Annotated in this window: 22 protein-coding genes; 17 read left to right on the top strand and 5 right to left on the bottom strand. The window is 66.5% G+C overall.

The window, feature by feature from the left end; translation table 11 throughout:
• The gene (locus QO014_RS18405; RefSeq protein WP_266350200.1) at positions 1-789 is read left to right on the top strand and encodes a class II aldolase/adducin family protein; all 789 of its coding nucleotides are present in this window, start codon (positions 1-3) and stop codon (positions 787-789) included.
• Positions 790-792: 3 nt separating this feature from the next.
• Entirely contained in the window at positions 793-1,536 is a 744-nt protein-coding gene (locus tag QO014_RS18400) for a GntR family transcriptional regulator (protein WP_266350199.1), read from the top strand.
• A gap of 11 nt (positions 1,537-1,547) precedes the next feature.
• On the opposite strand, the gene QO014_RS18395 is transcribed toward QO014_RS18400, so the two are convergent.
• Positions 1,548-2,354, bottom strand: a complete 807-nt coding sequence (locus tag QO014_RS18395; protein ID WP_266350198.1) for an alpha/beta fold hydrolase — start codon at positions 2,352-2,354, stop codon at positions 1,548-1,550.
• A gap of 214 nt (positions 2,355-2,568) precedes the next feature.
• Here QO014_RS18395 and QO014_RS18390 point away from each other — a divergent pair, with 214 nt between their 5' ends.
• From QO014_RS18390 to QO014_RS18365, 6 genes are all read left to right on the top strand, one after another.
• On the top strand, positions 2,569-3,021 hold the full coding sequence (locus QO014_RS18390) for a PPC domain-containing DNA-binding protein (protein WP_266350197.1): 453 nt from the start codon (positions 2,569-2,571) through the stop codon (positions 3,019-3,021).
• A 56-nt stretch (positions 3,022-3,077) separates the two neighbouring features.
• Positions 3,078-3,650, top strand: coding sequence for an ECF transporter S component (locus tag QO014_RS18385; protein ID WP_266350196.1), 573 nt, complete (start codon positions 3,078-3,080; stop codon positions 3,648-3,650).
• 5 nt (positions 3,651-3,655) lie between these two features.
• Positions 3,656-4,450: an energy-coupling factor transporter transmembrane component T family protein gene (locus QO014_RS18380; protein ID WP_266350195.1), complete on the top strand. Its 795-nt coding sequence runs from the start codon at positions 3,656-3,658 to the stop codon at positions 4,448-4,450.
• Positions 4,441-5,289, top strand: coding sequence for an energy-coupling factor ABC transporter ATP-binding protein (locus tag QO014_RS18375; RefSeq protein ID WP_266350194.1), 849 nt, complete (start codon positions 4,441-4,443; stop codon positions 5,287-5,289). The genes QO014_RS18380 and QO014_RS18375 overlap by 10 nt, the downstream gene beginning before the upstream one ends.
• Complete coding sequence (locus QO014_RS18370) at positions 5,282-6,088, top strand: energy-coupling factor ABC transporter ATP-binding protein (protein ID WP_266350193.1); 807 nt, start codon at positions 5,282-5,284, stop codon at positions 6,086-6,088. Before QO014_RS18375 ends, QO014_RS18370 begins: the two co-directional genes overlap by 8 nt.
• Before the next feature lie 146 nt (positions 6,089-6,234).
• A complete protein-coding gene (locus QO014_RS18365) occupies positions 6,235-6,627 on the top strand; it encodes a response regulator (protein WP_266350407.1) in 393 nt (130 codons plus the stop codon).
• A 7-nt stretch (positions 6,628-6,634) separates the two neighbouring features.
• Here QO014_RS18365 and QO014_RS18360 read toward each other — a convergent pair whose 3' ends face one another.
• The 3 genes from QO014_RS18360 to QO014_RS18350 are packed head-to-tail and all read right to left on the bottom strand — an operon-like array spanning position 6,635 to position 9,130.
• Positions 6,635-7,630, bottom strand: a complete 996-nt coding sequence (locus QO014_RS18360; RefSeq protein ID WP_266350192.1) for a P1 family peptidase — start codon at positions 7,628-7,630, stop codon at positions 6,635-6,637.
• 29 nt (positions 7,631-7,659) lie between these two features.
• Entirely contained in the window at positions 7,660-8,280 is a 621-nt protein-coding gene (locus QO014_RS18355) for a phosphoribosyltransferase family protein (RefSeq protein ID WP_266350191.1), read from the bottom strand.
• 10 nt (positions 8,281-8,290) lie between these two features.
• Complete coding sequence (locus QO014_RS18350) at positions 8,291-9,130, bottom strand: SDR family NAD(P)-dependent oxidoreductase (protein WP_266350190.1); 840 nt, start codon at positions 9,128-9,130, stop codon at positions 8,291-8,293.
• A gap of 217 nt (positions 9,131-9,347) precedes the next feature.
• Between QO014_RS18350 and QO014_RS18345 the strand changes: the two genes are divergently transcribed.
• The 7 genes from QO014_RS18345 to QO014_RS18315 all read left to right on the top strand — a co-directional run bounded on the left by QO014_RS18345 (position 9,348) and on the right by QO014_RS18315 (position 17,441).
• Positions 9,348-10,322, top strand: coding sequence for a BMP family ABC transporter substrate-binding protein (locus QO014_RS18345; RefSeq protein ID WP_266350189.1), 975 nt, complete (start codon positions 9,348-9,350; stop codon positions 10,320-10,322).
• A 17-nt stretch (positions 10,323-10,339) separates the two neighbouring features.
• Complete coding sequence (locus tag QO014_RS18340) at positions 10,340-11,860, top strand: ABC transporter ATP-binding protein (protein ID WP_266350188.1); 1,521 nt, start codon at positions 10,340-10,342, stop codon at positions 11,858-11,860.
• A gap of 772 nt (positions 11,861-12,632) precedes the next feature.
• Entirely contained in the window at positions 12,633-13,661 is a 1,029-nt protein-coding gene (locus QO014_RS18335; RefSeq protein WP_266350187.1) for an ABC transporter permease, read from the top strand.
• Positions 13,658-14,581: an ABC transporter permease gene (locus tag QO014_RS18330; RefSeq protein ID WP_266350186.1), complete on the top strand. Its 924-nt coding sequence runs from the start codon at positions 13,658-13,660 to the stop codon at positions 14,579-14,581. The genes QO014_RS18335 and QO014_RS18330 overlap by 4 nt, the downstream gene beginning before the upstream one ends.
• 25 nt (positions 14,582-14,606) lie before the next feature.
• Complete coding sequence (locus QO014_RS18325) at positions 14,607-15,563, top strand: nucleoside hydrolase (RefSeq protein WP_266350185.1); 957 nt, start codon at positions 14,607-14,609, stop codon at positions 15,561-15,563.
• Positions 15,564-16,152: 589 nt separating this feature from the next.
• Positions 16,153-16,587 (top strand): cupin domain-containing protein, encoded by a 435-nt coding sequence (locus tag QO014_RS18320; protein ID WP_266350184.1) that lies wholly within the window; start codon positions 16,153-16,155, stop codon positions 16,585-16,587.
• A gap of 137 nt (positions 16,588-16,724) precedes the next feature.
• Complete coding sequence (locus QO014_RS18315; RefSeq protein ID WP_266350183.1) at positions 16,725-17,441, top strand: MgtC/SapB family protein; 717 nt, start codon at positions 16,725-16,727, stop codon at positions 17,439-17,441.
• Positions 17,442-17,671: 230 nt separating this feature from the next.
• On the opposite strand, the gene gnd is transcribed toward QO014_RS18315, so the two are convergent.
• Positions 17,672-19,105 carry an NADP-dependent phosphogluconate dehydrogenase gene (gene gnd, locus QO014_RS18310; protein ID WP_266350182.1) on the bottom strand — a complete coding sequence of 478 codons (1,434 nt, stop codon included), beginning with the start codon at positions 19,103-19,105 and terminating at the stop codon, positions 17,672-17,674.
• Between the two features lie 224 nt (positions 19,106-19,329).
• Here gnd and QO014_RS18305 point away from each other — a divergent pair, with 224 nt between their 5' ends.
• Together QO014_RS18305 and QO014_RS18300 are read left to right on the top strand one after the other, a co-directional pair.
• Positions 19,330-19,800 (top strand): carboxymuconolactone decarboxylase family protein, encoded by a 471-nt coding sequence (locus tag QO014_RS18305; RefSeq protein ID WP_266350181.1) that lies wholly within the window; start codon positions 19,330-19,332, stop codon positions 19,798-19,800.
• A 374-nt stretch (positions 19,801-20,174) separates the two neighbouring features.
• Positions 20,175-21,059 carry a sigma-70 family RNA polymerase sigma factor gene (locus QO014_RS18300; protein ID WP_266350180.1) on the top strand — a complete coding sequence of 295 codons (885 nt, stop codon included), beginning with the start codon at positions 20,175-20,177 and terminating at the stop codon, positions 21,057-21,059.
• The last annotated feature ends 256 nt before the right edge of the window (positions 21,060-21,315 follow it).

Below are 21,315 nucleotides of genomic sequence, written 5' to 3'. Positions count from 1 at the left end.
ATGTCGTCCTTCCCGGCCAATGCCGATCCGGCGCTCGAAGTCGCGCCGCAGAACGAGGCGGCGCTGCGCATCCAGCTTGCCGCCTGCTTCCGCCTCGTGGCGCATTTCGGCATGGACGACCTGATCTACAACCACATCTCCGTCCGCCTGCCCGGGCCCGATCATCACTTCCTGATCAATCCTTACGGCCTGCTCTTTTCCGAGATCGACGCCTCCTGCTTCGTCAAGATCGACCTCGACGGCAACAAGGTCGAGCCGTCCGACTATGAGGTGAACCAGGCCGGCTTCGTCATCCACAGCGCCATCCATTCCGGCCGCGAGGATGCGCTCTGCGTGCTCCACACCCATTCGGAAGCCGCGACCGCGATCTCGGCGCTGGAGGAGGGGCTGCTGCCGATCAGCCAGTTCGCCATGCGCTATCAGGGCCATATGGGCGTGCATGATTATGAGGGTGTCGCGATCGATACCGACGAGCGCCAGCGCCTGATCGACGATATCGGGCCGCACAATACGCTGGTCCTGCGCAATCACGGCGTGCTCACCACCGGGCGGACGATCCAGGAGGCCTTCATCCTCGCCTATTATTTCGAGAAGGCGGCGCGCGTGCAGATCCTGGCCCAGAGCGCGGGCGCCGGCGGTGCGAAACTCGCCTTTCCGAGGGAAGAGATCACCACCAAGGCCGCCAGCCAGTTCAACGATCACCATGGCGACATCCGCGCGGCCGGCTCGCGCGAGTGGCCCGCTTTTATTCGGTTGCTCGACCGCATCGATCCGAGCTACCGGAACTAGGGATTGCGACCGAAGAAAATGGCGCAGGGGCAGCGGACGATGTCGACCGTGTCGATCAATGAAGAAGACGGCCCGCGTGGCCGCGCGGCGACGCTTTCCGAAGAGCTTCGCGGCACGCTCGAGGAGATGATCGTCTCGGGCGCGCTGGAGCCGGGCGAGCGCCTCGACGAGGCGGAACTCGCCGCCCGATTCAAGGTGTCGCGCACGCCGGTCCGCGAGGCGCTCAAGGCGCTGATCGCGACGGGCCTGCTCGAGGTCAAGGGCCGGCAGGGCGTCACCGTCGCGACGATCTCGATCCCGATCCTGCTCGAAATGTTCGACATGATGGCGGCGCTGGAAGGGCTCTGCGCCAAGCTCGCCGCCCGGCGCGCCACGGTCGCCGAAAAGGTCGCCTTTCGCGAGATCCATGCCCGCCTGACCGAGGCGCTGTCAAAGAGCGATCCAGACGCCTTCTATGCGATCAATTCGGAGTTCCACGAACTCCTCTATGACGCCGCACACACCCATTTCATCGCGAGCCAGACCCGGGCGCTGCGAAAGCGCGTCGCCGCCTATCGCCGCTACGTGACCTACCAGCCGGGGCGCATGGCCGCGACGATCGGCGAGCATCAGCGCATCCTCGACGCGATCGAGCGCGCCGATGCGGAGGCCGCCTTCAAGGCGGCGAGCGAGCATGTGAACCTGCTCGGCGACGACATGGCCGATTTCATCGCCTCACTGCCGCCGACGCTGACACAGGCCTCATAGGCGCTCCCGCGCTAAGCTTGGCGGCGCAGGATCTCCAGCGCGAGCGCGTTGAAGGCGTCCGGATCTTCCAGCATCGGAAAATGCCCGACGCCTTCGATGAGGCCGATCTCGAGGCGGTCGAGGGCGAGCAGTTCGTTCCGCCGCGCGAGCATGGCGGAATTGATCGTTGCGACGGGAACCGTCAGCGCCGGCCAGCGCGCCGCGATATCCCAGGCCAGCAATTGTTCCAGCACGGCGAGCGCCACGGCGGGCTCGGATGACGCCATGCCGTCGCCGATCGCGTCGATCACGGCCGCATTAGCCGTTTCACCGGTGATGTTGCGCACCATGCCGCGCATCGTGCCGGCGAAATCATGCTCAAAGATGCGCCGCCGCGCGGCGATTTCGTCGGGCGGCCGGGCGCCATAGAAAGCCGCCTCGTCGAAGGTGTCGACGCCGAGGATGAAGCGGCAGCGCGGGCCCATCCGGATCGCCGCCTCGACGGCGACGGCGCCGCCCATCGAATGCCCGACCAGCATGACGCTCTCGGCACCGATCGCGTCGGCGACCGCTTCGACGTCGCCGGCCAAGTCGGCCATCGACCAGGGCCGCTGGTCGGTCGCGGCGGCGGAGCGGCCATGGCCGGCGAGATCGAGCGTCACGACGCGGAATTGCCCGGCAAAGGCCGCGATCTGCGGCGCCCAGAAGGTCTGGTTGCAGCTCCAGCCATGGATCAGCATCAGGGTCGGCTCGCCCGCGCCGGCGACGCGATAGTGCAGCGTCACGCGGTCGCGGTGCACGGTGCCGGCCGTCATGGCGGGATGACGTGAAAATTCCAATCCTGGCGCCAAAACAGCGTCGGTCGTTCGTGACATGCCGGAACTCGGATGTTTGTATGCAACTTCCGCACTTTAGCGCGGAATGGACGTGCCGTTCATGCCTAAAGCGAGTGCATGGCCGACCGCTATTTCCTCAACGCCAAGTCTTGACCCGGCTTATCCACGAGTAGGATAGTCTGCATACAGAATTGGCTTTTGCGTGGACATCATTCGAATGACGGAAAACACCTCCCCCGCAGCCAGCCTGCCGGAGCCCATCGTGAGCGGCGGCCGCTTCTACGCCATGCGGCTGAAGCCGGGCGAGGACGTGCTCGACACGCTGCAGGCCTTCGTCACCGCCAACGACATCAAGGCGGCCGGCATCGTCACCGTGGTCGGCAGCCTGACCCACGCCATGATCCGCTATGCGGCGCGCCCGGTCGGCGCCCTGCGCGAAGGCCTGTTCGAGATCGTCTCGATGATCGGCACGGTCGAGGCCACCGGCTGCCACGTGCACATCTCCTGTTCGGATGAGAATGGCGACATGTTCGGCGGCCACATGCTGTCGGGCTGCCTCACCCGCACCACCTGCGAAATCGTCCTCGTCGAACTCACCGACATGGTCTTCAGCCGGGAATATTGCCCGATCTCGACCTGGGACGAACTGGTGATCCGCCCCAAGGCCTGATCACGGGCTGAGGGACTGGTCACGGGGCTACTGCACTTCAAAACCGGGGAACGACAATGAAATTCGACACCAGGACCTTGATCCTGATCGCGGCGGCGATCGTGATCAACATTGTGGGCGGCCAGATCGCCCATTTCGTCAAGCTGCCGCTCTATCTCGATTCCGTCGGCACCATCCTGGTCGGCATTCTCGCCGGTCCGTGGGCGGGCGGCATTGCCGGTCTGCTCACCAATCTCGTCTGGGGCCTGATCCTCAATCCCGTCGCCGCCGCCTTCGCGCCGGTCGCGCTGGTGATCGGTATCGCCGCCGGCTTCCTCGCCCGCGCCGGCTGGTTCAAGTCCTGGTGGCAGTCGATCATTTCCGGCGCCATCATCGCCGTTCCGAGCACGATCATCGCCGTGCCGATCATCGTCTACATGTTCGGCGGCGTCACTGGCGGCGGCCCGGATTTTGCTGCGGCCTACCTGCTCGCCGTCGGCACGTCGCTGATCCAGTCCGTTGCATTCTCCAATCTCGGCATCAACATTCTGGACAAGGCCTTGGCCGCCCTCATAGCGTGGGTCGTCGCGAGCCGTCTGCCGACCCGGCTGACGTCGAGCTTCGGTTTCTTCAGCTATTCGAAGGCGTGATCTGAATGTCGAGTAGGAGCGGGCCGCAATCCGGCCAGACTGCCCTTCTGTTTCTGCCGGGCGACAGCCTGCTCCACCGTGCCAATCCGCTGACGTCGCTGATCTTCATGCTCTGGATGATCTCGGCCGCAGCGGTCCTGCCGACGATCGGGACCACCATCCTGATCGTCGCAGGCGTCGCGCTCTCCTTCGCCATGGGCGTCGGCCCGCGCGTGACCAAGCGCCTCGTCATCACCATGCTGCCGCTGCTCGTGGCGCTGCTGGTGGTGCACGGCTTTCTCGTGAGCCGGCCCGATTTCATACCCTTGGTCGGGCCGCTCACCTATAGCCCGACGGGCCTCGAATATGCGGCGCAGGTCGTGACGCGCATCGGCGCCATGCTGACGGCCTCGCTGATCTTCGTCACCACGACCCATCCCGGCGACATCCTGAAATCGCTCGACCAGCGCGGCGTCTCGCCCGGCGTCAGCTATCTGATCGCGAGCCCGCTGCTCCTGATCGAGCCGTTCTCCGAGCGCGCCAAGGCGATCCGCGATGCGCAGCGCGCCCGTGGCCTCGATCTGACGAGCACGTTCAAGGCGCGCTTCAAGGCGCTGCCGGCGCTGCTGATCCCGCTGATCACGCTCGCTCTGTCGGATCTCGACCATCGCGCCTCCATCCTGAACAGCCGTGCCTTCCGCGCGCAGAAGCACCGCACCGTGATCGATGCGCCGCCGGACGACCGGTTCCAGGTCTGGCTCCGCCGCGTCCTCATCGTCCTCGCGATCGCTCAATTGGGAATTCCGCTGCTGTGGCGCTGATCAAGGTCGAAGATCTCTTCTTTCGTTATCCGCAGGCCAAGGCGCCGGTTCTCGATGGCTTGTCCGTCGCCTTCGAGCAGGGCGAGCGTGTCGCGATCCTCGCGCCGAACGCCGCTGGCAAGACGACGCTCGCCCGCTGGCTGGCCGGCCTCTATCCCGATGGCGGGCTGGTGGCCGAGCGGGGCCATGTCTCGATGGATGGCAAGCCCTGGCCGCAATGGTCGGCGGCCGAACGCGCCGCCGCCGTGCAGTTCGTGGGTCAGGTGCCCTCGCAGCAGCTTACCGGCTGCGCCTTCACCGTCTATGAGGAAATCGCCTTCGGCCCCTGCAATCTGGCCCTGCCCGAGGGCGAGGTGCGCGCCCGCGTCGAGCAGGCGCTCGCCGTCTGCAATTTGAAGCACCTCGCCAAGCGCGACCCGTTCACGCTCTCCGGCGGCGAACAGCAGCGCCTCTCGATCGCCGCGGCGCTCGCCATGCAGCCGCGCGTGCTGATCCTCGACGAGCCGACCTCCAATCTCGATCCGGAATCGCGCGATGATTTCATCGCGCAGCTCGATGCGCTGCCGGCCGGCCTGACGGTGATCGTGTTCGAAGTCGCGCTCCGGCCGTCGCTCGGCCTGGCCCGCCGCTTCATGCTGCTCGACGAGGGCCGGATCGTCGTCGACGGTACGCCCGAAACGGTCCTGGCCCATCCGCGCTGCATCGAGACGTTGGGCATGACCGCCGTGGCGCGGGCGGCCTTCGAAATTCGCGAAGCCGGCCGCTGGCCCGAGGGCCTCGCTCTGCCGTTGACGCTCGCCGTGGCCGAGCAATCCTTCAGGGAGGCTGCCCGTGCTTGACGTCGCATCCGTCGACTTCGCCTATCCGGGCGGCAATCCGGTGCTGAGCGACATCGCCTTTTCCGTGCGGCGTGGCGAAGTCCTCGCCATTGTCGGGCGCAACGGCGCCGGCAAGAGCACGCTGCTCCGCCTGCTGAACGGCCTCCGCCAGCCCGCATCGGGCACGGTCACCGTCGACGGGCTGAACACGGCCGACACGCCGGTTCACGTCCTCGCGCATCATATCGGCACGGTCTTCCAGGCGCCGGAGCAGCAGATCTTCAATGCCAAGGTGCATGATGAGATCGCCTTCGGCCCGCGCCAGCAGGGCCTGACCGGCGCGGCGCTCGAGGCACGCATTGCCGAGGTGCTCGGCCGCATCGGGCTTGCCGATGCGGCGCAGCTCCATCCGCTCGACCTCGATGCGGCGGCGCGCCGTCTCGTCGCGCTCGGCTCCGTGCTCGCCATGAAGCCGCCCGTGCTGCTGCTCGACGAGCCGCAGCGCGGCCTCGACGCCAATGCCATGGCGCGGCTGGAGGCGATCGTCGCGGAAGAGGCCGAGGCCGGCACCTGCGTCATCCTCGTCTGTCACGACATGGATTTCGTCGCCCGCCGGGCGAGCCGCGTTCTCGCCTTGGCGCAAGGCCGCATCGCGGCCGACCTGCCGACGCTCGATTTCTTCACTAGCGACGAGCTCACCCGCAAGGCCGGCGTCGAAGTGCCGGACCCGGTCGAGTTGGCGCGCTTCCTGGGCCTTCCCCCCGTCCTGACGCCATCGGCCCTGGCGGCGAAATGGTTGGCAGATCATCGGTCTGCCTGATCGACAAAAAACCTTTCCATGCGTGGAACTGGATTTCGCCGTCGGCATTTTCTTCCGTTAAGAAGGGTGAAAGCCCCGATTGATCGCCGTCGGCCGCCCGGCCGTCTCTTTTGAACCAATCCGTTTGCCTGAAGGACGAGCCCGATATGGGAGGTGCGGCCAATGAGTCGATTCTGGTCGTCGAAGACGAACCGATGGTGCGGATGCTTGTCGTCGATTATCTGAACGAGCTCGGCTACACGACGATCGAGGCACGCGACGCGGCGGCGGCGCTGCCGGTCATTGCCAGTTCGGATCCGATCCACCTGCTTCTGACCGATATCGGCCTTCCCGGCATGGACGGCCACGCGCTCGCCCAGGAAGCGCGCAAGCTTCGACCTTCGCTCAAGATCTTGTTCGCGACCGGCTACGCCTCCGCCGGCATGGGCATGCCCGTGCTGGGCGAAGGCATGGATGTCGTCGGGAAGCCCTTCGACATGGACGATCTCGGCGATCGGGTGCGTACCATGATCTCGGGCAATTCAGCGAACAAGGCGTAGAACCGCGTCAGCCGCCGAACCGGTCCCGCCAGGCGGGCTGGGCATTGGCGACCGGCAGGGCGGTCGCCTCATAGACGCCACGCGCGATCGCACGCGCCGCGACCTGGGTCGCGAGATGGCAAATCTCCACCCAATCATCCGGATTTTCGATCGGCTTCTCGCCGGTCGCAGCGGCGAGCACCGTATCGCCATCCATCGGCAGGTGCGTCGGGAACAGCGCGCGGGCGAGCCCGTCATGCGCCATCAGCGCAAGGCGATGGGCGGCCGTCTTGGTCAGCACGGCGTCGGTCGCGATCACGCCAATCGTCGTGCCGGTCGTCTGCACGCCCTTGGCCCTGAGCGCCAGATCGCTGGCGGTGAACGTCGCCGGCCAGCCACGCCCGCCAAATTCGCCGTCGCGCTCGAAGGGCGACGACCAGAAATGCGGCCCGTCGCCAATGGTGGCGGTGCCGACCGCGTTCACCGCGATGACGACGCCGACGCGGTGGCCGGAGCGCGTCGTCGCACTCGCCGAGCCGAGGCCGCCCTTGATCGTCGCCGTCGTGGCGCCCGTGCCGGCGCCGACCGTGCCGAGCGCGAAGGCGCCGGGCCGCGCCGCTTCGGCCGCCGCGAAGCCCATGTCCCAATAGGGCGAGCGCGGACCCCAGTTCTTGTCGCCGCCATTGAGCAGGTCCATCAGGATCGCCTGCGGCACGATCGGGATCAGCACATCGCCGAGCGGGAAGCCGCGCCCCGCCTTGAGCAGCGAGGCCTGCGCCCCGCCGGCCGCATCGAGGCCGAAGGCCGAGCCGCCGGAGAGCACGAAGGCGTCGACCGTCTCGACGGTCATTTCAGGCGCGAGCAGGCCGGTATCGCGCCCGCCCGGCGCACCGCCAAGGGCGACGCCGGAAGCAACCGCCGGCCGATCGAACCGCACGACGGTGACGCCCGAGCCGAGCTTCAGGTCGGTCGCATGCCCGATCGAAATGCCGGCAATGTCGGTGATCAGGTTCAAATCGGTCATGGTCTTCTCCCCGTGGCTGCTTTTCTTGTCTAGAGCGTTGACGCGATCGGCTCCCAGCGGCCATCGGCGGGCACGAATTGCGGGATATGGGCGAGATCATGCACCAGCGCCGCATCGGCGCCGAGAACGTCGCGCCATTCATTCGCTTCCGTCAGCACCACGCCGATGCCGACCACCTCGGCACCTGATGCCCGCACCAGCGCCAGCGAGCCGGCGAGGCTCGATCCCGACGCCACGACATCGTCGACCACAACCACGCGCTTGCCCGTAAGCAGCGGTTCGGCCGCGCGGTCGAGCAGCAGGCGCTGCTCGCCCTTCGACGTGATCGAGGTGATGGTCTGCACGCGCGCGTCGGCCAAATGGATCTTGGGCGATTTCTGCAGGATGACGTAGCGGTCGAGCCCGAGCGCGCGCGTCACCTCGATCGCGATCGGAATGCCGAGCGTCGCTGCGCCGACGACGATATCGGGCTTGAGTGGGGCGAGCTTCTTCGCCAGTTCGGCACCGACATGTTCGCCGAAGCGCACGCCGAGATCGATCACCATCATCAGCGAAATGGCGAAATCAGGCTTGATCGGCACGATCGGCAGCTCGACCGCGAAGCCGGCCACGTCGAGCGGCCAGGTCTGCGGCGGCAGGGGCGATGTCATGGTCAGCGCCTCAATAGGGTGTTTCGCCGGCATCGGCATTGACCGCCTGGCCGCGGATCAGCATCGCATCGTCGGAGAGCAGGAAGGAGGTGACGCGCGCGACCTCGACCGGCTGGAGATGGCGCACGAGCTGCTGCGACAGCATCTTGTCGAAGATCGCCGGCGCCGGCTCCGCCGTGAAGCCCGAATAGGCGACCGAGACCTCGCGCAGCATCGGCGTCGCGACGCCGCCCGGGCAGACGCAATTGACGTTGATGTCATAGGGCGCCAGCGTCTCGGAGAGCATACGCGTCATCGAGATGACGGCGGCCTTGGAGGCGCTGTAGGCGAGCGATTCCTTGTGGCCCTTCTTGCCGGCCTCGGACGCGATCGAGACGATCGCGCCCTTGATGTCGTGGTCGATCATGTGGCGGGCCACCAGCCGCGCCATGTCATAGGCGCCGAACAGGTTGATCTCGAACTGCTTCTGCCAGTCGGCGCGGGGGATGGCGAGCGGGTCGGAATGGAGCACGATCGCCGCGCAATTGACGAGGCCGTCGATCCGGCCCAGCAACTCTGCGCTCTTCGCGACACCGGCCGCGACGGCGGCCTCGGATGCGACGTCGATCGCGACGCCGAAGCAGCCCTTTTCCGCGCCGCCGAACGAGGCGGCGGTCGCGGCCACGGTCTCTTCCCTCAGATCGGCCACCACCACCTTGGCGCCCTGCGCCAGCAGCAATTCGACGATCGCCTTGCCGATGCCGCCGGTCGCGCCCGTCACGATGATGCCCTTGCCCTCATGCACCGGAAAGATGCGGCTTTCACGCACGGGCAGCGTCGTTTCAGCCTTGGTGGTCGTGTATTTCGACATGAGTCATTCCATTGCGCGGCCTTGCGGGGCCGTTTCGTTCAGCAGCACATTGCGTTTGTGACGACGATGGTCGTGGATATCGCCTGCGTGCAGAATAGGCATGATCGAATGAGGGTCAATCGATGTTGTCGGCACCGGGGCGAACCGATATCGTTCCGGCAGTCCAGAATTCAGGAGATTGAGAATGCGGCTTCGGGGTCTTTTGGTTGGCGCGTCCATGATGGCCGCTTCTGTGGCGAACGCGCAGGACAAGCCGCTCATCGTCTATGTTTCGCCCAATCCGATCGGCGTGAACGACTTCCTGAAGCTCGGCAAGGCGGGCACGGAAAAGGTCGCCGCCGAACTCGGCGCCACCGCCAAGACCTATGAGAGCACCGACCCGACCACCGGCCGCCAGAACCTGGAAGCCGCCGCCAAGGAAGGCGCCAAGGTCGTGATCGCGATCTCGTTCCAGTTCGACGACATCGTGCCCGAAGTCGCCGCCGCCTATCCGGACGTGAAGTTCCTCGTCGTCGATTCGTGCCCGAAGACGCTGCATCCCAACATCTTCTGTTCGGTTTTCCGCGAATATGAGGCGAGCTTCCTCGCCGGCGCCGAGGCCGGGCTGACGACCGAGACCGGCAAGGTCGGCGCCATCGGCGCGCTCGATATCCCCTTCATCCACCGCTACACCGACGCCTTCGGCGAGGGCGCCAAGCATGTGAAGGCCGATGTCGAGGTCGCGCCGAGCGTCTGGGTCGGCGGCAATAATCCCTTCTCCGATCCCGCCCGCGGCCAGCAGCGCGCGAGCGTGCTCGTTTCCGACAATGTCGACCGCGTCATGGCGGCCGGCGCCGGCTCCAATGGCGGCATCTTCAAGGGCATGGAAGACCTGCCCGGCGCCGCCGCCTTCGGCGTCGACACCAACCAGTGCCCGCAGGCGCCCGGCCTCGTGATGGACAATGTCGAGAAGCGCACCGACATCGTGATCGAGAAGGGCGTCGCCGGCATCTTCAAGGGCGACCAGCCCCAGGTCGCGGCCCTTGGCCTCGCGGAAGGCGGCATGACGCTGACCGGCATCGAGCCGGGCGTCGAGAGCTCCGGCTGCCTGATCGCGAAATATCCTGACGTCATCACCAAGGTGAAGGCGCTGCGCGACGATATCGTCTCCGGCAAGCTCAAGGTCGCGGACCCGATGCAGCTGACGAAGTAAGCGTCGGCTGCATCGTCATGGCGACGGTCGAACTCGAAGCCATCGGCATCGTCAAGCGCTACGGCCCGCTCGTCGCCAATGATCATATCGACCTCTCCGTCCTGCGCGGCGAGGTTCATGCCGTGATGGGCGAAAACGGCGCCGGCAAGTCGACGCTGATGTCGATCCTCTACGGCATGCAGCCGCCCGACGAAGGCAGCATCATCCTGCGCGGAGCCGAGATGCACTATCGCTCGGCGCTCGATGCCATCGGCGCGGGGATGGGCATGGTTCACCAGGCGTTCAAGCTGTTCAATTCGCTCAGCGTCTGGGAAAACGTCGTCTACGGCATGGAGCCGACCCGCGCCGGGCTGATCGACCGGAAGAAGGCGGCGGCCGATGTGGCGGCGCTCGCCGCGCGCTACCGCCTGCTGGTCGATCCGAACGCGATCGTCGGAAAGCTCTCGGTCGGCGTGCGCCAGCGCGTCGAGATCCTGAAGGCGCTCTATCGTGACGCGCGCGTGCTGATCCTCGACGAGCCGACGGCCGTGCTGACGCCGCAGGAGCGCGACGGCCTGTTCGACGTGATCCGCAACTTGACCGCCGACGACCGCACCATCCTGTTCGTGACCCACAAGCTGCACGAGGTCATGGCGATCACCGACCGCGTCACCGTGTTGCGCGACGGCCGCGTCGTCGAGCGCATGGTGACGAAGGAGACCTCGGCACGCGAGATCATCCGCGCCATGACCGGCCGCGCCGTCAATCTGAAGGTCGAGAAGGGGCCGTCGCAGCCGGGCGCCGTCGTGCTTGCGGCGCGCGGCTTGACTGTGGGCGCCGACGGCGGCAAGCCGGTCGTCGACCATGTCGATCTCGATGTGCGCGCCGGCGAGATCGTCGGCATTGCGGGCGTCGCCGGCAATGGCCAGACCGAGCTGATCGAGGCGTTGACCGGCCTGCGGATTCCCGATTCCGGCACGGTCACGCTGCGCGGCAAGCCCGTCACCGCGCTCGATGTCGAGCGCCATCGCGACGCCGGCCTCGCCTATATTCCGGAAGACCGCGCGACGACCGGCACGGCCTTGCCCGCGAGTGCTGCCGATAATCTCGCCATGGGCTTCCAGCGCCACGCGCCGCTCTCGCGCAGCGGCCTGCTCGACGGCAAGGCGATCACCGCCCATGCCCGCGACCTGATCGCCCGCTTCGGCGTCAAGATCGGCAGCGAGAAGCTGCCCGTGAAGACGCTGTCCGGCGGCAATCTGCAGAAGATCGTCGTCGCGCGCGAACTCTCCCATACCGCGCCGCTGCTGATCGCCGAGCAGCCGACGCGCGGCGTCGATGTCGGCGCGATCGAGTTCATCCACGGTCAGCTCGTCGCCGAGCGCGACAAGGGCAGGGCCGTGCTGCTGGTCTCGGCCGAGCTGACGGAAATCATGGCGCTCGCCGACCGCATCCTCGTGATGTTCGACGGCCGCATCCTCGCCGAGGTCCCGGCGGCTGAGGCCACGGAAGAGACGCTCGGCCTGCTCATGGCCGGCCGCGTCGCGGAGGCGGCATGAGTGCGCTCAATAAGCGGCAGACACTGGTCCGCCGGGCACAGGCCCATCCCCTCTCCCCGAAGGGGGGAGGGCCAGGGAGGGGGTACGGCCTCTCCATGCATATCTTGTCCCGGTTCGAGCCTCTCTCGCCCCAACGAGCCCCCTCTCCAGCTCTCCCCCCTTCGGGGAGAGAGGGCGGGCCGGCGGATTTCATCGGCAAAGCGTCCAACGATGGTGCCGTTTCCTGGCAATACCGGCCGCGTCGCGGAGGCGGCATGAGCGCGCTCAATAGGCGGCACGTGCCGCTCCACCGGGCACAGGCCCGTTCCCTCTCCCCGAAGGGGGGAGGGCTAGGGAGGGGGTACGGCCTCTTCATGCATATCTTGTCCCGGCTCGAGCCTCTCTCGCCCCAACGAGCCCCCTCTCCAACTCTCCCCCCTTCGGGGAGAGAGGGCGGGCCGGCGGATTTCATCGACAAAGCGTCCAACGATGGTGCGGCTCGCAGGCAATACCGGCCGCGTCGCGGAGGCGGCATGAGTGCGCCAGACAAACCGCAGACACTGCTCCGCCGGGCACCGGCCCATCCCCTCTCCCCGAAGGGGGGAGGGCTAGGGAGGGGGCACGGCCTCTCCGAGCAAATTTTTCCCCAGTTCGAGTATCTCTCGCCCCAACGAGCCCCCTCTCCAACTCTCCCCCCTTCGGGGAGAGAGAGCCTGCCGGCGGATTTCATCGGCAAAGCGTCCAACGATGGTGCCGTTTCCTGGCAATGTCGGACGGCCGAGTGGAGCACGCCATGAGCGGCTCCGCGCGTTCGTCCTTCCGTCTGCCGCGCATTCCGGCCGTGCCGCTCGCCGTGCTTGTCGGCGTCGTGCTCGGCGCGCTGCTGGTGCTCGTCTCGGGCGGCGATCCGGTTGCCGCCTATCGCGAGATCCTCATCGGCGCGCTGGCCCCCGCCAACTGGCCGAACACGCTGAACTGGGCCGTGCCGCTGGTCGGCATGACGCTCGTGGCGGCGATCCCGCTGCGCGGCGGCATGGTCAATCTCGGTGGTGATGGGCAACTCGTCGTCGGCGGCCTGGTCGCCGCGCTGGTGCCGCTCTATCTGCCCGGCCCCGGCCCGCTGCTCACCATCGTTGCGATCATCGCGGCGATGATCGCGGCAGGCCTCTACGCCTCGATCGCCGCCTGGGGCGAGACGCGCTTCGGCATTCCGATGCTGATCTCGAGCCTGCTGCTCTCCTATCCGGCGATCGGCGTCGCCTCCTATATCGTCGGCTTCCCCTTGCGCGACACGACGACCGGCCTGGCGCAGACCGTGATGATCCCCGACGCGGCGCGGCTGCCGACTATATCCGGGCCGCTCAATGTCGGGCTGATCCTGATGATGATCGTGGCGATCGCGGTTGTCTTCTATGATCGCCGCACGGTCGGCGGCTATGAACTGCGGATGCGCGGGCTGAACGCGAAATTCGCCGGCTATGGCGGCGTCAGCCTCGGGCCGCAGACGGTGCGGATCATGTTCGCGAGCGGCGCGATCGCCGGCCTCGTCGGCGCGATCATCGTGCTCGGCTCGCAATATCGCTTCCAGGATGGCGCGCTGCTCTCGCCGGGCTACACCTGGTCGGGCCTGATGGCGGCGCTGCTCGCCGGCGGCGAGCCGCTCGGCGCGACTGGGGCTGGCCTGTTCTTCGCCGCCCTCCAGACCGGCGGCTTCGCCATGCAGCGTGAAACCGCCATCCCGCGCGTGCTGACCATGGTGCTGCAGGCGATCATCATCCTGTTCCTGGCGATCCGCCACGGCGTCGGGAGGCGGGCATCATGATGGGCGGCTTCATCACCCCGTTCCTGATCAATTCCGCCGTCCAGGCGATCACGCCGATCCTGCTCGCGGCGCTGGCCGGCACGCTTTGCGGCCGCGTCGGCGTGTTCAACATGGCGATGGAAGGCCAGTTGCTCGTCGGCGCCTTCGCAGCCGTCGTCGGCAGCTTCTATACCGGCAGCGCGCTCGGCGGCGTCATCGTGGCGATCGTGGCGACCGTCGGCTTCTCGCTGATCCTCGCCTATGGCGCAACCGTCTTCCGCGGCGACTCCGTCGTCATCTGCATCGGCATGAACCTGCTCGCCTCGGGGCTCACCGCCTATCTGCTCCGCCAGATGTTCGGCGTCTCCGGCACGTTCAGCGATCCCGGCATTGTCGGGCTGGAGAAGATCAGGATCGCGGCGATCAACACCATTCCGTGGATCGGCTGGATCTTCTCGCGCCAGACGGCGATCACCTGGCTCGCCTGGATCCTGACGGCGATCGTGACCATCGTGATGTTTCGCACCCCGCTCGGCCTGCGCCTGCGCGGCGTCGGCGAAGATGCGAGCGCGGCGGAGACCATGGGCATCGACGTGACGCGCTACCGCGTCGTCACCGTGCTCGTCGCCGGCGCGCTGACGGGCCTCGGCGGCGCGCAGCTCTCGCTCGGCACGGTCAGCATCTTCTCCGAGGATATGAGCGCCGGCCGCGGCTGGATCGCCGTCGTCGCGGTCATGCTCGGTCGCAACCATCCGCTCTGGGCGGCGCTCGCCTGCGTGCTCTTTGGTCTCGCCGATGCGTTTTCGGTGCGCCTCCAGGGCCAGGGCCTCCCCAACCAGCTCACCGATGTCGTACCCTATGTCGTGACATTGATCGCGCTGGTGATCAGCCATCGCCGGCGCAGGAGCCGCGTGAGCGAGACGATCACGGCGCATGCATGACGCCACAAGAAGGAAAGGCCCGATCGTGACCGAAACCTGCCGCATGATCCTCGATGTCGATACCGGCATCGACGACGCCATGGCGATCTTCTACGCCATCCGTCGCCCGGGCATTAAGCTCGAGGCGCTGACGACGACCTTCGGCAATACCGACACGGTGATCGCGACCGAGAACACGCTGAAGATCCTGGAACTGCTCGGCCGGCCAGAGATCCCGGTCGCGCCCGGCGTCGGCCGCTCGCTGATCAAGCCCTACAAGCGGATGGCCGACCACGTCCATGGTTCGAACGGGCTCGGCAATGTCGAATTGCCGGCGCCGAAGATCAAGGCGATCGACGAGCATGCGATCGACCTGATGATCCGCATGATCAAGGAGAATCCCGGCGAGATCACGCTCTGCCCCGTCGGCCCGATCACCAATGTCGCGCTGGCGCTGACCAAGGCGCCGGAGATCGCGAAGCTGGTGAAGGAGATCGTCGTCATGGGTTCGACGATCTTCCATCCCGGCATCCATGGCCCGATCCCGCCCATGGTCGACGCGAATTTCGCCAATGATCCCGAGGCGGCGCACATCGTCGTGCAGTCCGGCGCCAATGTCACGCTGGTCGGCATGGACGTCACCATGACGACCTTGCTTTCGACCGACATGATGGCCGAGATCAGCCGCGAGGGCGACCACGCGGCGCAGGTGCTGATGCAGATCACGGAGTTCTATGTGAACTCCTACAAGGAGATGTATCCGGGCATAAAGGGCTGCGGCCTGCACGATCCGCTCGCGGTGGCGATCGCCGAGGACCCGACGCTCGCCACGATGGAGCGCATGTATATCGACATCGAGCTGCATGGCGAGTTGACACGCGGCCAGACCGTCGCCGACCGCCGCCGCACGGCCGACCATCTGCGCAACTGCAATGTCTGCATGGCGATCGACCGGCCGCGCTTCGAGGGCGATTTCATGGATCTGATGAAGATGAAGGCGTAGACGACCGACTTCGCCTTCGCTCGACCGCGGCGTCCCGTCCTTCCCCCTCTCCCGCGCAGCGGGGGAGGGCCGGGGAGGGGGGCCGCCTGCAGGATCTCAGAAGGCTGTCCGTGTTCGCCCGATGTCACGGCGGTGAGCCCCCTCTCCAACTCTCCCCCGCTGCGCGGGAGAGAGGGCCAGGCTGTAGCCTTCACGCTCGCCGGCGCGCGATGGTTAGCCGGGGATTGCGGACGGCGGAGCCCGCGTTCGCTGACCATGGCCGCCAACCGCCCCTTTCTTCCCCCTCTCCCGCGCAGCGGGGGAGGGTCGGGGAGGGAGCCCACCAGCCGTGTCGTCGACGTCCCTTAGTAGCGTGACCCGGGCCTCTTTCGGCCTCGGCCGTGATGCGCCCTCCCTAACCCTCTCCCGCTGCGCGGGAGAGGGGATTCGCCTCACGCCCAACTCGCGCAGAGCTCCACTTGCAGCTCTTCAAGGCAAGGGCTGGCCCCGCCAACCGCCCCTTCCTTCCCCCTCTCCCGCGCAGCGGGGGAGCGCCGGGGAGGGGGCCCGCCGCCGTGTCGTCGGGCATCGGGATCTGCAGGCACGGCGCTTGCTTCACTCCCGGTCGATCACGATCCGCTCGACCGGGAAATCCATGCTGTTCCAGACCGCCCGCCTCACCGACGAACCAGACCACATCGCGCCTGATGGTTCGCAGGTGCGCATCCTCGCCGGCCTCCCCGGCGGCAGCATGGCGCATTTCACCCTGCCGGCCGGCGCCGTCTCCGTGGCCGTCGCCCACCACACCGTCTCGGAGCTCTGGTTCTTCATCGCCGGGCGCGGCCGCATGTGGCGGGCCCTGGACGGCCGTGAAGAGATCGTCGAGGTCGGCCCCGGAATCTCGATCTCGATCCCCGTCGGCACCCGCTTCCAGTTCCGTGCCGATGGCGACGAGGCGCTGGTCGCCGTTGACGTGACCATGCCGCCATGGCCGGGCGTGCAGGAGGCCTATGTGGTCGAGGGCGCCTGGACCCCGACCGGGTGAGGCCGCGCCTCGCTTTGCCGGGAAAATTCTCCTGCGCCCGTAAGAAAACTGTCAGATCAGCGCGCTAGAACGGGATCGGATCGATCGGCGGGGCCGCTTTCCGGCAGCCGGCGCATGCGATGAAGGCGGGGACATCGATGAAATTCGTTCAGGCGTTCGATCTGATGCAGTTCGTCGATACGATCATTTCCTTCACCGCCGCCTTCATCTTCGGAGCGATGATTGGTGCCGAGCGCCAATACCGCCAGCGCACAGCCGGGCTGCGCACCAATGTGCTCGTCGCGCTCGGGGCCGCCGCCTTCGTCGATCTCGCGCAGCGGATCGCCGGCACGACAGAGGCTGTGCGCGTCATCTCTTATGTCGTGTCCGGCATCGGCTTTCTCGGCGCCGGCGTGATCATGAAGGAGGGCATGAACGTGCGCGGCCTCAACACGGCGGCGACGCTCTGGTGTTCGGCCGCCGTCGGCGCCTGCACGGGAACCGACATGCTCGCCGAAGGGGCGCTACTGACCGTCTTCGTCCTCGTCGGCAATACGCTGCTCCACCCGCTGGCGCATTGGATCGACCGGGCGCCGCTCGACGACAAATCGGCGGAAGCGATCTTCGAGGTCAAGCTGCTGACGACGGCCGACGCCTTGCCGTCTGTACGAGACATGCTGGTCGAACGCCTGGAGGCGGCCAAATATCCGGTTGGCGATGTCGAAACGGTCGACCGCGCCGGCCACACGGTCGAGATTACGGCGACGCTGGTGTCGAGCTCTGTCGAAGCGAAGGAAATTGACGCCGTTGCCGCCGATCTCGAGAAGATCGACGATGTCCTCTATGTGACGTGGGATAGCAGCACGAAGGACTGAGCGATCGGGCGCTGCCCTTCCTAAACCCTACCCTCGAGGGAGGGTCAAAACCGCATGGCGGTTTTGGGGAGGGGGCGCAATGCTCGTGGCGGTCACCGAGACGGCCGATGCAGAAAGAACGCTTCGGCGATCGCCGAAGCTGACCCCGCCCCGAAAACGCGATAGACGCGTTTTCGGCCCTCCCTCAAGGGAAGGGTTAAGGCGGAGAAGCGCGCTAGACGGCGCTAGACTTACGACGTCTGCACTTCCGAGCCGTCCTGGCTCCAGCGCGTGTGGAACTTGCCGGGCTTGTCGAGGCGGGCATAGGTGTGTGCGCCGAAATAGTCGCGCAGGCCCTGCAGCAGGTTGGCCGGGCCGCGGGCGCGGCGCAGGCCGTCATAATAGGCGAGCGACGAGGTGAAGGCGGGCACCGGCACGCCGGCCTCGATCGCAAGCGACACGACCTTGCGCCAGGACGGCTCGGCCTTGACGATCGCGTCGCGGAAATAATCCTGCAGGATCAGGTTCGGCGCGGCCACGCCCGATTCATAGGCCTCGCGGATGCGGTTCAGGAAGGCGGCGCGGATGATGCAGCCGCCGCGCCAGATGGTGGAGACCTCGCCGAGCTTCAGCTCCCAGCCGAATTCCTTGGCGGCCGCCGTCATCTGCTCGAAGCCCTGCGCATAGGCGACGATCTTGGAGGCGTAGAGCGCATCCTTGACCGCTTCGATATCGGCTGCCGTCGGCTTGCGCTTCGGGAATTCGGGATGCGGCAGCAGCTTCTCCGCCTCGATGCGGTGGGCGCGGCGGCCGGAAAGCGCGCGGGCGAACACGGCCTCGGTGATCGAGGTCAGCGGCACGCCGAGATCGAGCGCGGATTGCGCCGTCCAGCGGCCAGTGCCCTTCTGCTCGGCTTCGTCGACGATCGAATCGACCAGCGGCTTGCCGGTCGAATCCGTCTTGCGCAGCACGGCGGCGGTGATCTCGATCAGGTAGGAATCGAGATCGCCCGTCTTCCAGTCGGCGAAGATGTCGGCGATTTCGGGGGCCGAGAGGCCATAGACCGTCTTGAACAGGTCATAGGCCTCGGCGATCAGCTGCATGTCGGCATATTCGATGCCGTTATGCACCATCTTGACGTAATGGCCCGATCCCTCGGTGCCGATATAGACGCAGCACGGCTCGCCATCGACCTGCGCGGCCATCTTGGTGACGATCGGCTCGATGCGCTGATAGGCTTCCAGCGTGCCGCCCGGCATCATGCTCGGCCCTTCCAGCGCGCCTTCTTCGCCGCCGGAAACGCCCATGCCGATGAAGCGGAGCTTCTTGCCGGTCAGATAATGGAAGCGGCGGTTGGTGTCGGTGAAGAGCGAATTGCCGCCATCGATGATGATGTCGCCCTCTTCGAGATAGGGGATCAACTCCTCGATCACGTCGTCGACCGGTTGGCCGGCCTTGACCATGATGATGATCGGGCGCGGACGCTTGATCGAGGCGACGAAGGCCGCGATGTCCTTGGACGGGGTGAAGCGTCCTTCCGAACCATGTTCGGAAATCAACTCGTCCGTGCGGGCGCCGTTCCTGTTGAAGACGGCAACGCCGAAGCCCTTGCGGGCGGCATTGCGGGCGAGATTCGCTCCCATGACGGCGAGCCCAAACACGCCGATGTCAGCCAGTTCTTGCACGCTATTCACCATTTTGAGGCTGTGATTCCGAAAGATGCAGGCACATTACACCGAAGAACCCGGTCTCGGCTATTCGGCATGGCGATTTCAAGCCTGTGCCGAGTTAGGTGGCCGCTCGGCGCCCGCCAAGGGCGAGGCGGCTCATCGCGGAAAAAACGCATCGGCCGTGTCACAGACGCCCCACCTCGCTCGTCTTGCCTTCATCGACAATGATGGAGACTGCCATGTCCGAGAGATTGAAGTTCTACGGGGCTGCGCCGGAGGCCGTTGCGGCGCTGATGGGCGTCAGCAACTACGTCAATGAGTGCGGGCTGGAGCACGCGCTGCTGGAACTGGTCAAGATCCGCGCCTCGCAGATCAATGGCTGCGCGAACTGCCTGCACATGCACACCGCCGATGCCCGCAAGGCGGGCGAGACGGAGGAGCGCATCTATCTCCTGAACGCCTGGCGCGAATCGCTGCTCTATACGCCGCGCGAGCGGGCCGCACTCGCCTGGACCGAAGCACTGACGCTGCTGCCGCAGAGCGGCGCGCCGGATGCGGATTACGAGGCGGTCAAGGCGGAGTTCACGCCGAAGGAGCAGGTTGACCTGACACTGGCGATCAGCGTCATCAACAGCTGGAACCGCATCGCGGTCGGCTTCCGCACGGTGCATCCGAACGACAGGAAGGGTGCGGCGCTGAAGGCGGCGTAAAGGGTGCGCGCCGCGCAGGGCTTTCCTGGCCCTCCGCTTTCCAGAGCCGGGAGGGATGAGGACGAGCGCGGGGCCATCGCCCTCGTCCTGAGCTCGATCGGAAGCCGATCGATCGGCGCCGTCATCCCGGGCGAAGCGGAGCGCAGACCCGGGATCCATCCAGCCGAAGCGCCGATCGCCTTGATGGCAGAGGTTTCGGCTGCATGGGAATTCCGCTCGGGCGGAATGACGGAACTGGCGAGGGGCCTTGCTGAGATGGTGCCGGCCACGATGGACGGCCGGACGCCGACCTCGTCATTGCCGGGACGAGCCGGGTCATGACAGGGTAGAAGGACGACCGCCATCCCAGGCACGAACAGGACCAAGCGCGTGTGATGGACGCATCCGCCGCCGAATTCGAACAGCATCGCCGCTTCCTGACCGGGCTCGCCTATCGCATGCTGGGTTCGTTCGCCGATGCGCAGGATATCGTCCAGGATGCGTTCCTGCGCTGGCATCAGGTGGCGCGGGCCGATCTCGCGAGCCCGCGCGCATGGCTCGCCCAGGTCGTGACGCGGCTCTGCCTCGACGTCATGAAGGCGGCCCGCAGCCAGCGCGTCGATTATGTCGGGCCCTGGCTGCCGGAGCCGATCATCGAGACGCTGGCGGCGCCCGAGAACACCGCGATCGATGATCGGATCGATGCGCCGGTCGCGCTCATGCTGGCGCTGGAGCGGTTGTCGCCGCTGGAGCGCGCGGCCTTCATCCTGCACGACGTGTTCGACATGGATTTCGCGGAGATCGCCATCGCGATCGAGCGGACGGAACCCGCCTGCCGGCAATTGCTCGTCCGTGCCCGCGGCCATATTGGCGAGGCGCGGCCCCGTTATGCGGTCGACCGCGCCGAGGCGGCCCATCTCGCCACCGCCTTCTTCGACGCGATCCGTACTGGCGACGCGGCCGTGCTGCGCGACCTGCTGGCCGAGGGCGCACGGCTTCACAGCGATGGTGGCGGCAAGGTGCTCGCGAACCTCAACATCATCGAGGGCGAGGACAAGGTGCTGCGCTTCTTCGTCGGGCTCGCCGGGCGCTTCGGCCGGGCGGCCATGCCCTGGTCGCGCCCGCTGCTCATCAATGGCCTGCCCGGCTATGTCTCGCGCGACCCGAAGGGCAATCTCCAGACGACGGCGCTCGAGATCACGGACGGCCGGATCACGGCGATCTACATTGTCCGTAATCCGGACAAGCTGGAAGCGGCAAGGGCCGTCGCGCTCGCATAGCGCCGGCGGACTGAAAAGTGGAGGCGGGCTTTCGGGGCGCCGGCGAGCCAACCGCTGCCTAAGTCAGCTACGGGCTGCCGGATTCATGATTTCAAGCGAATGGCCGCGTCGGGGTCGGCAATGCTCCGGCGATCACGGGCTGGTACAGGATGATTGGGTCCAGAGACTGATTTCGCGAAGTGGAAATTCTTCCATCGCGTGCGGCAACAGGCTCTATGACTATTCCGATTATGCGGTCCTCATGAATAGAAATTGG

The organism is Kaistia dalseonensis, assembly GCF_030814715.1.
Lineage (GTDB): Bacteria > Pseudomonadota > Alphaproteobacteria > Rhizobiales > Kaistiaceae > Kaistia > Kaistia dalseonensis.
Note: the sequence above shows the minus strand (reverse complement) of the source record. Positions and strands in the feature narration are given on the sequence as shown.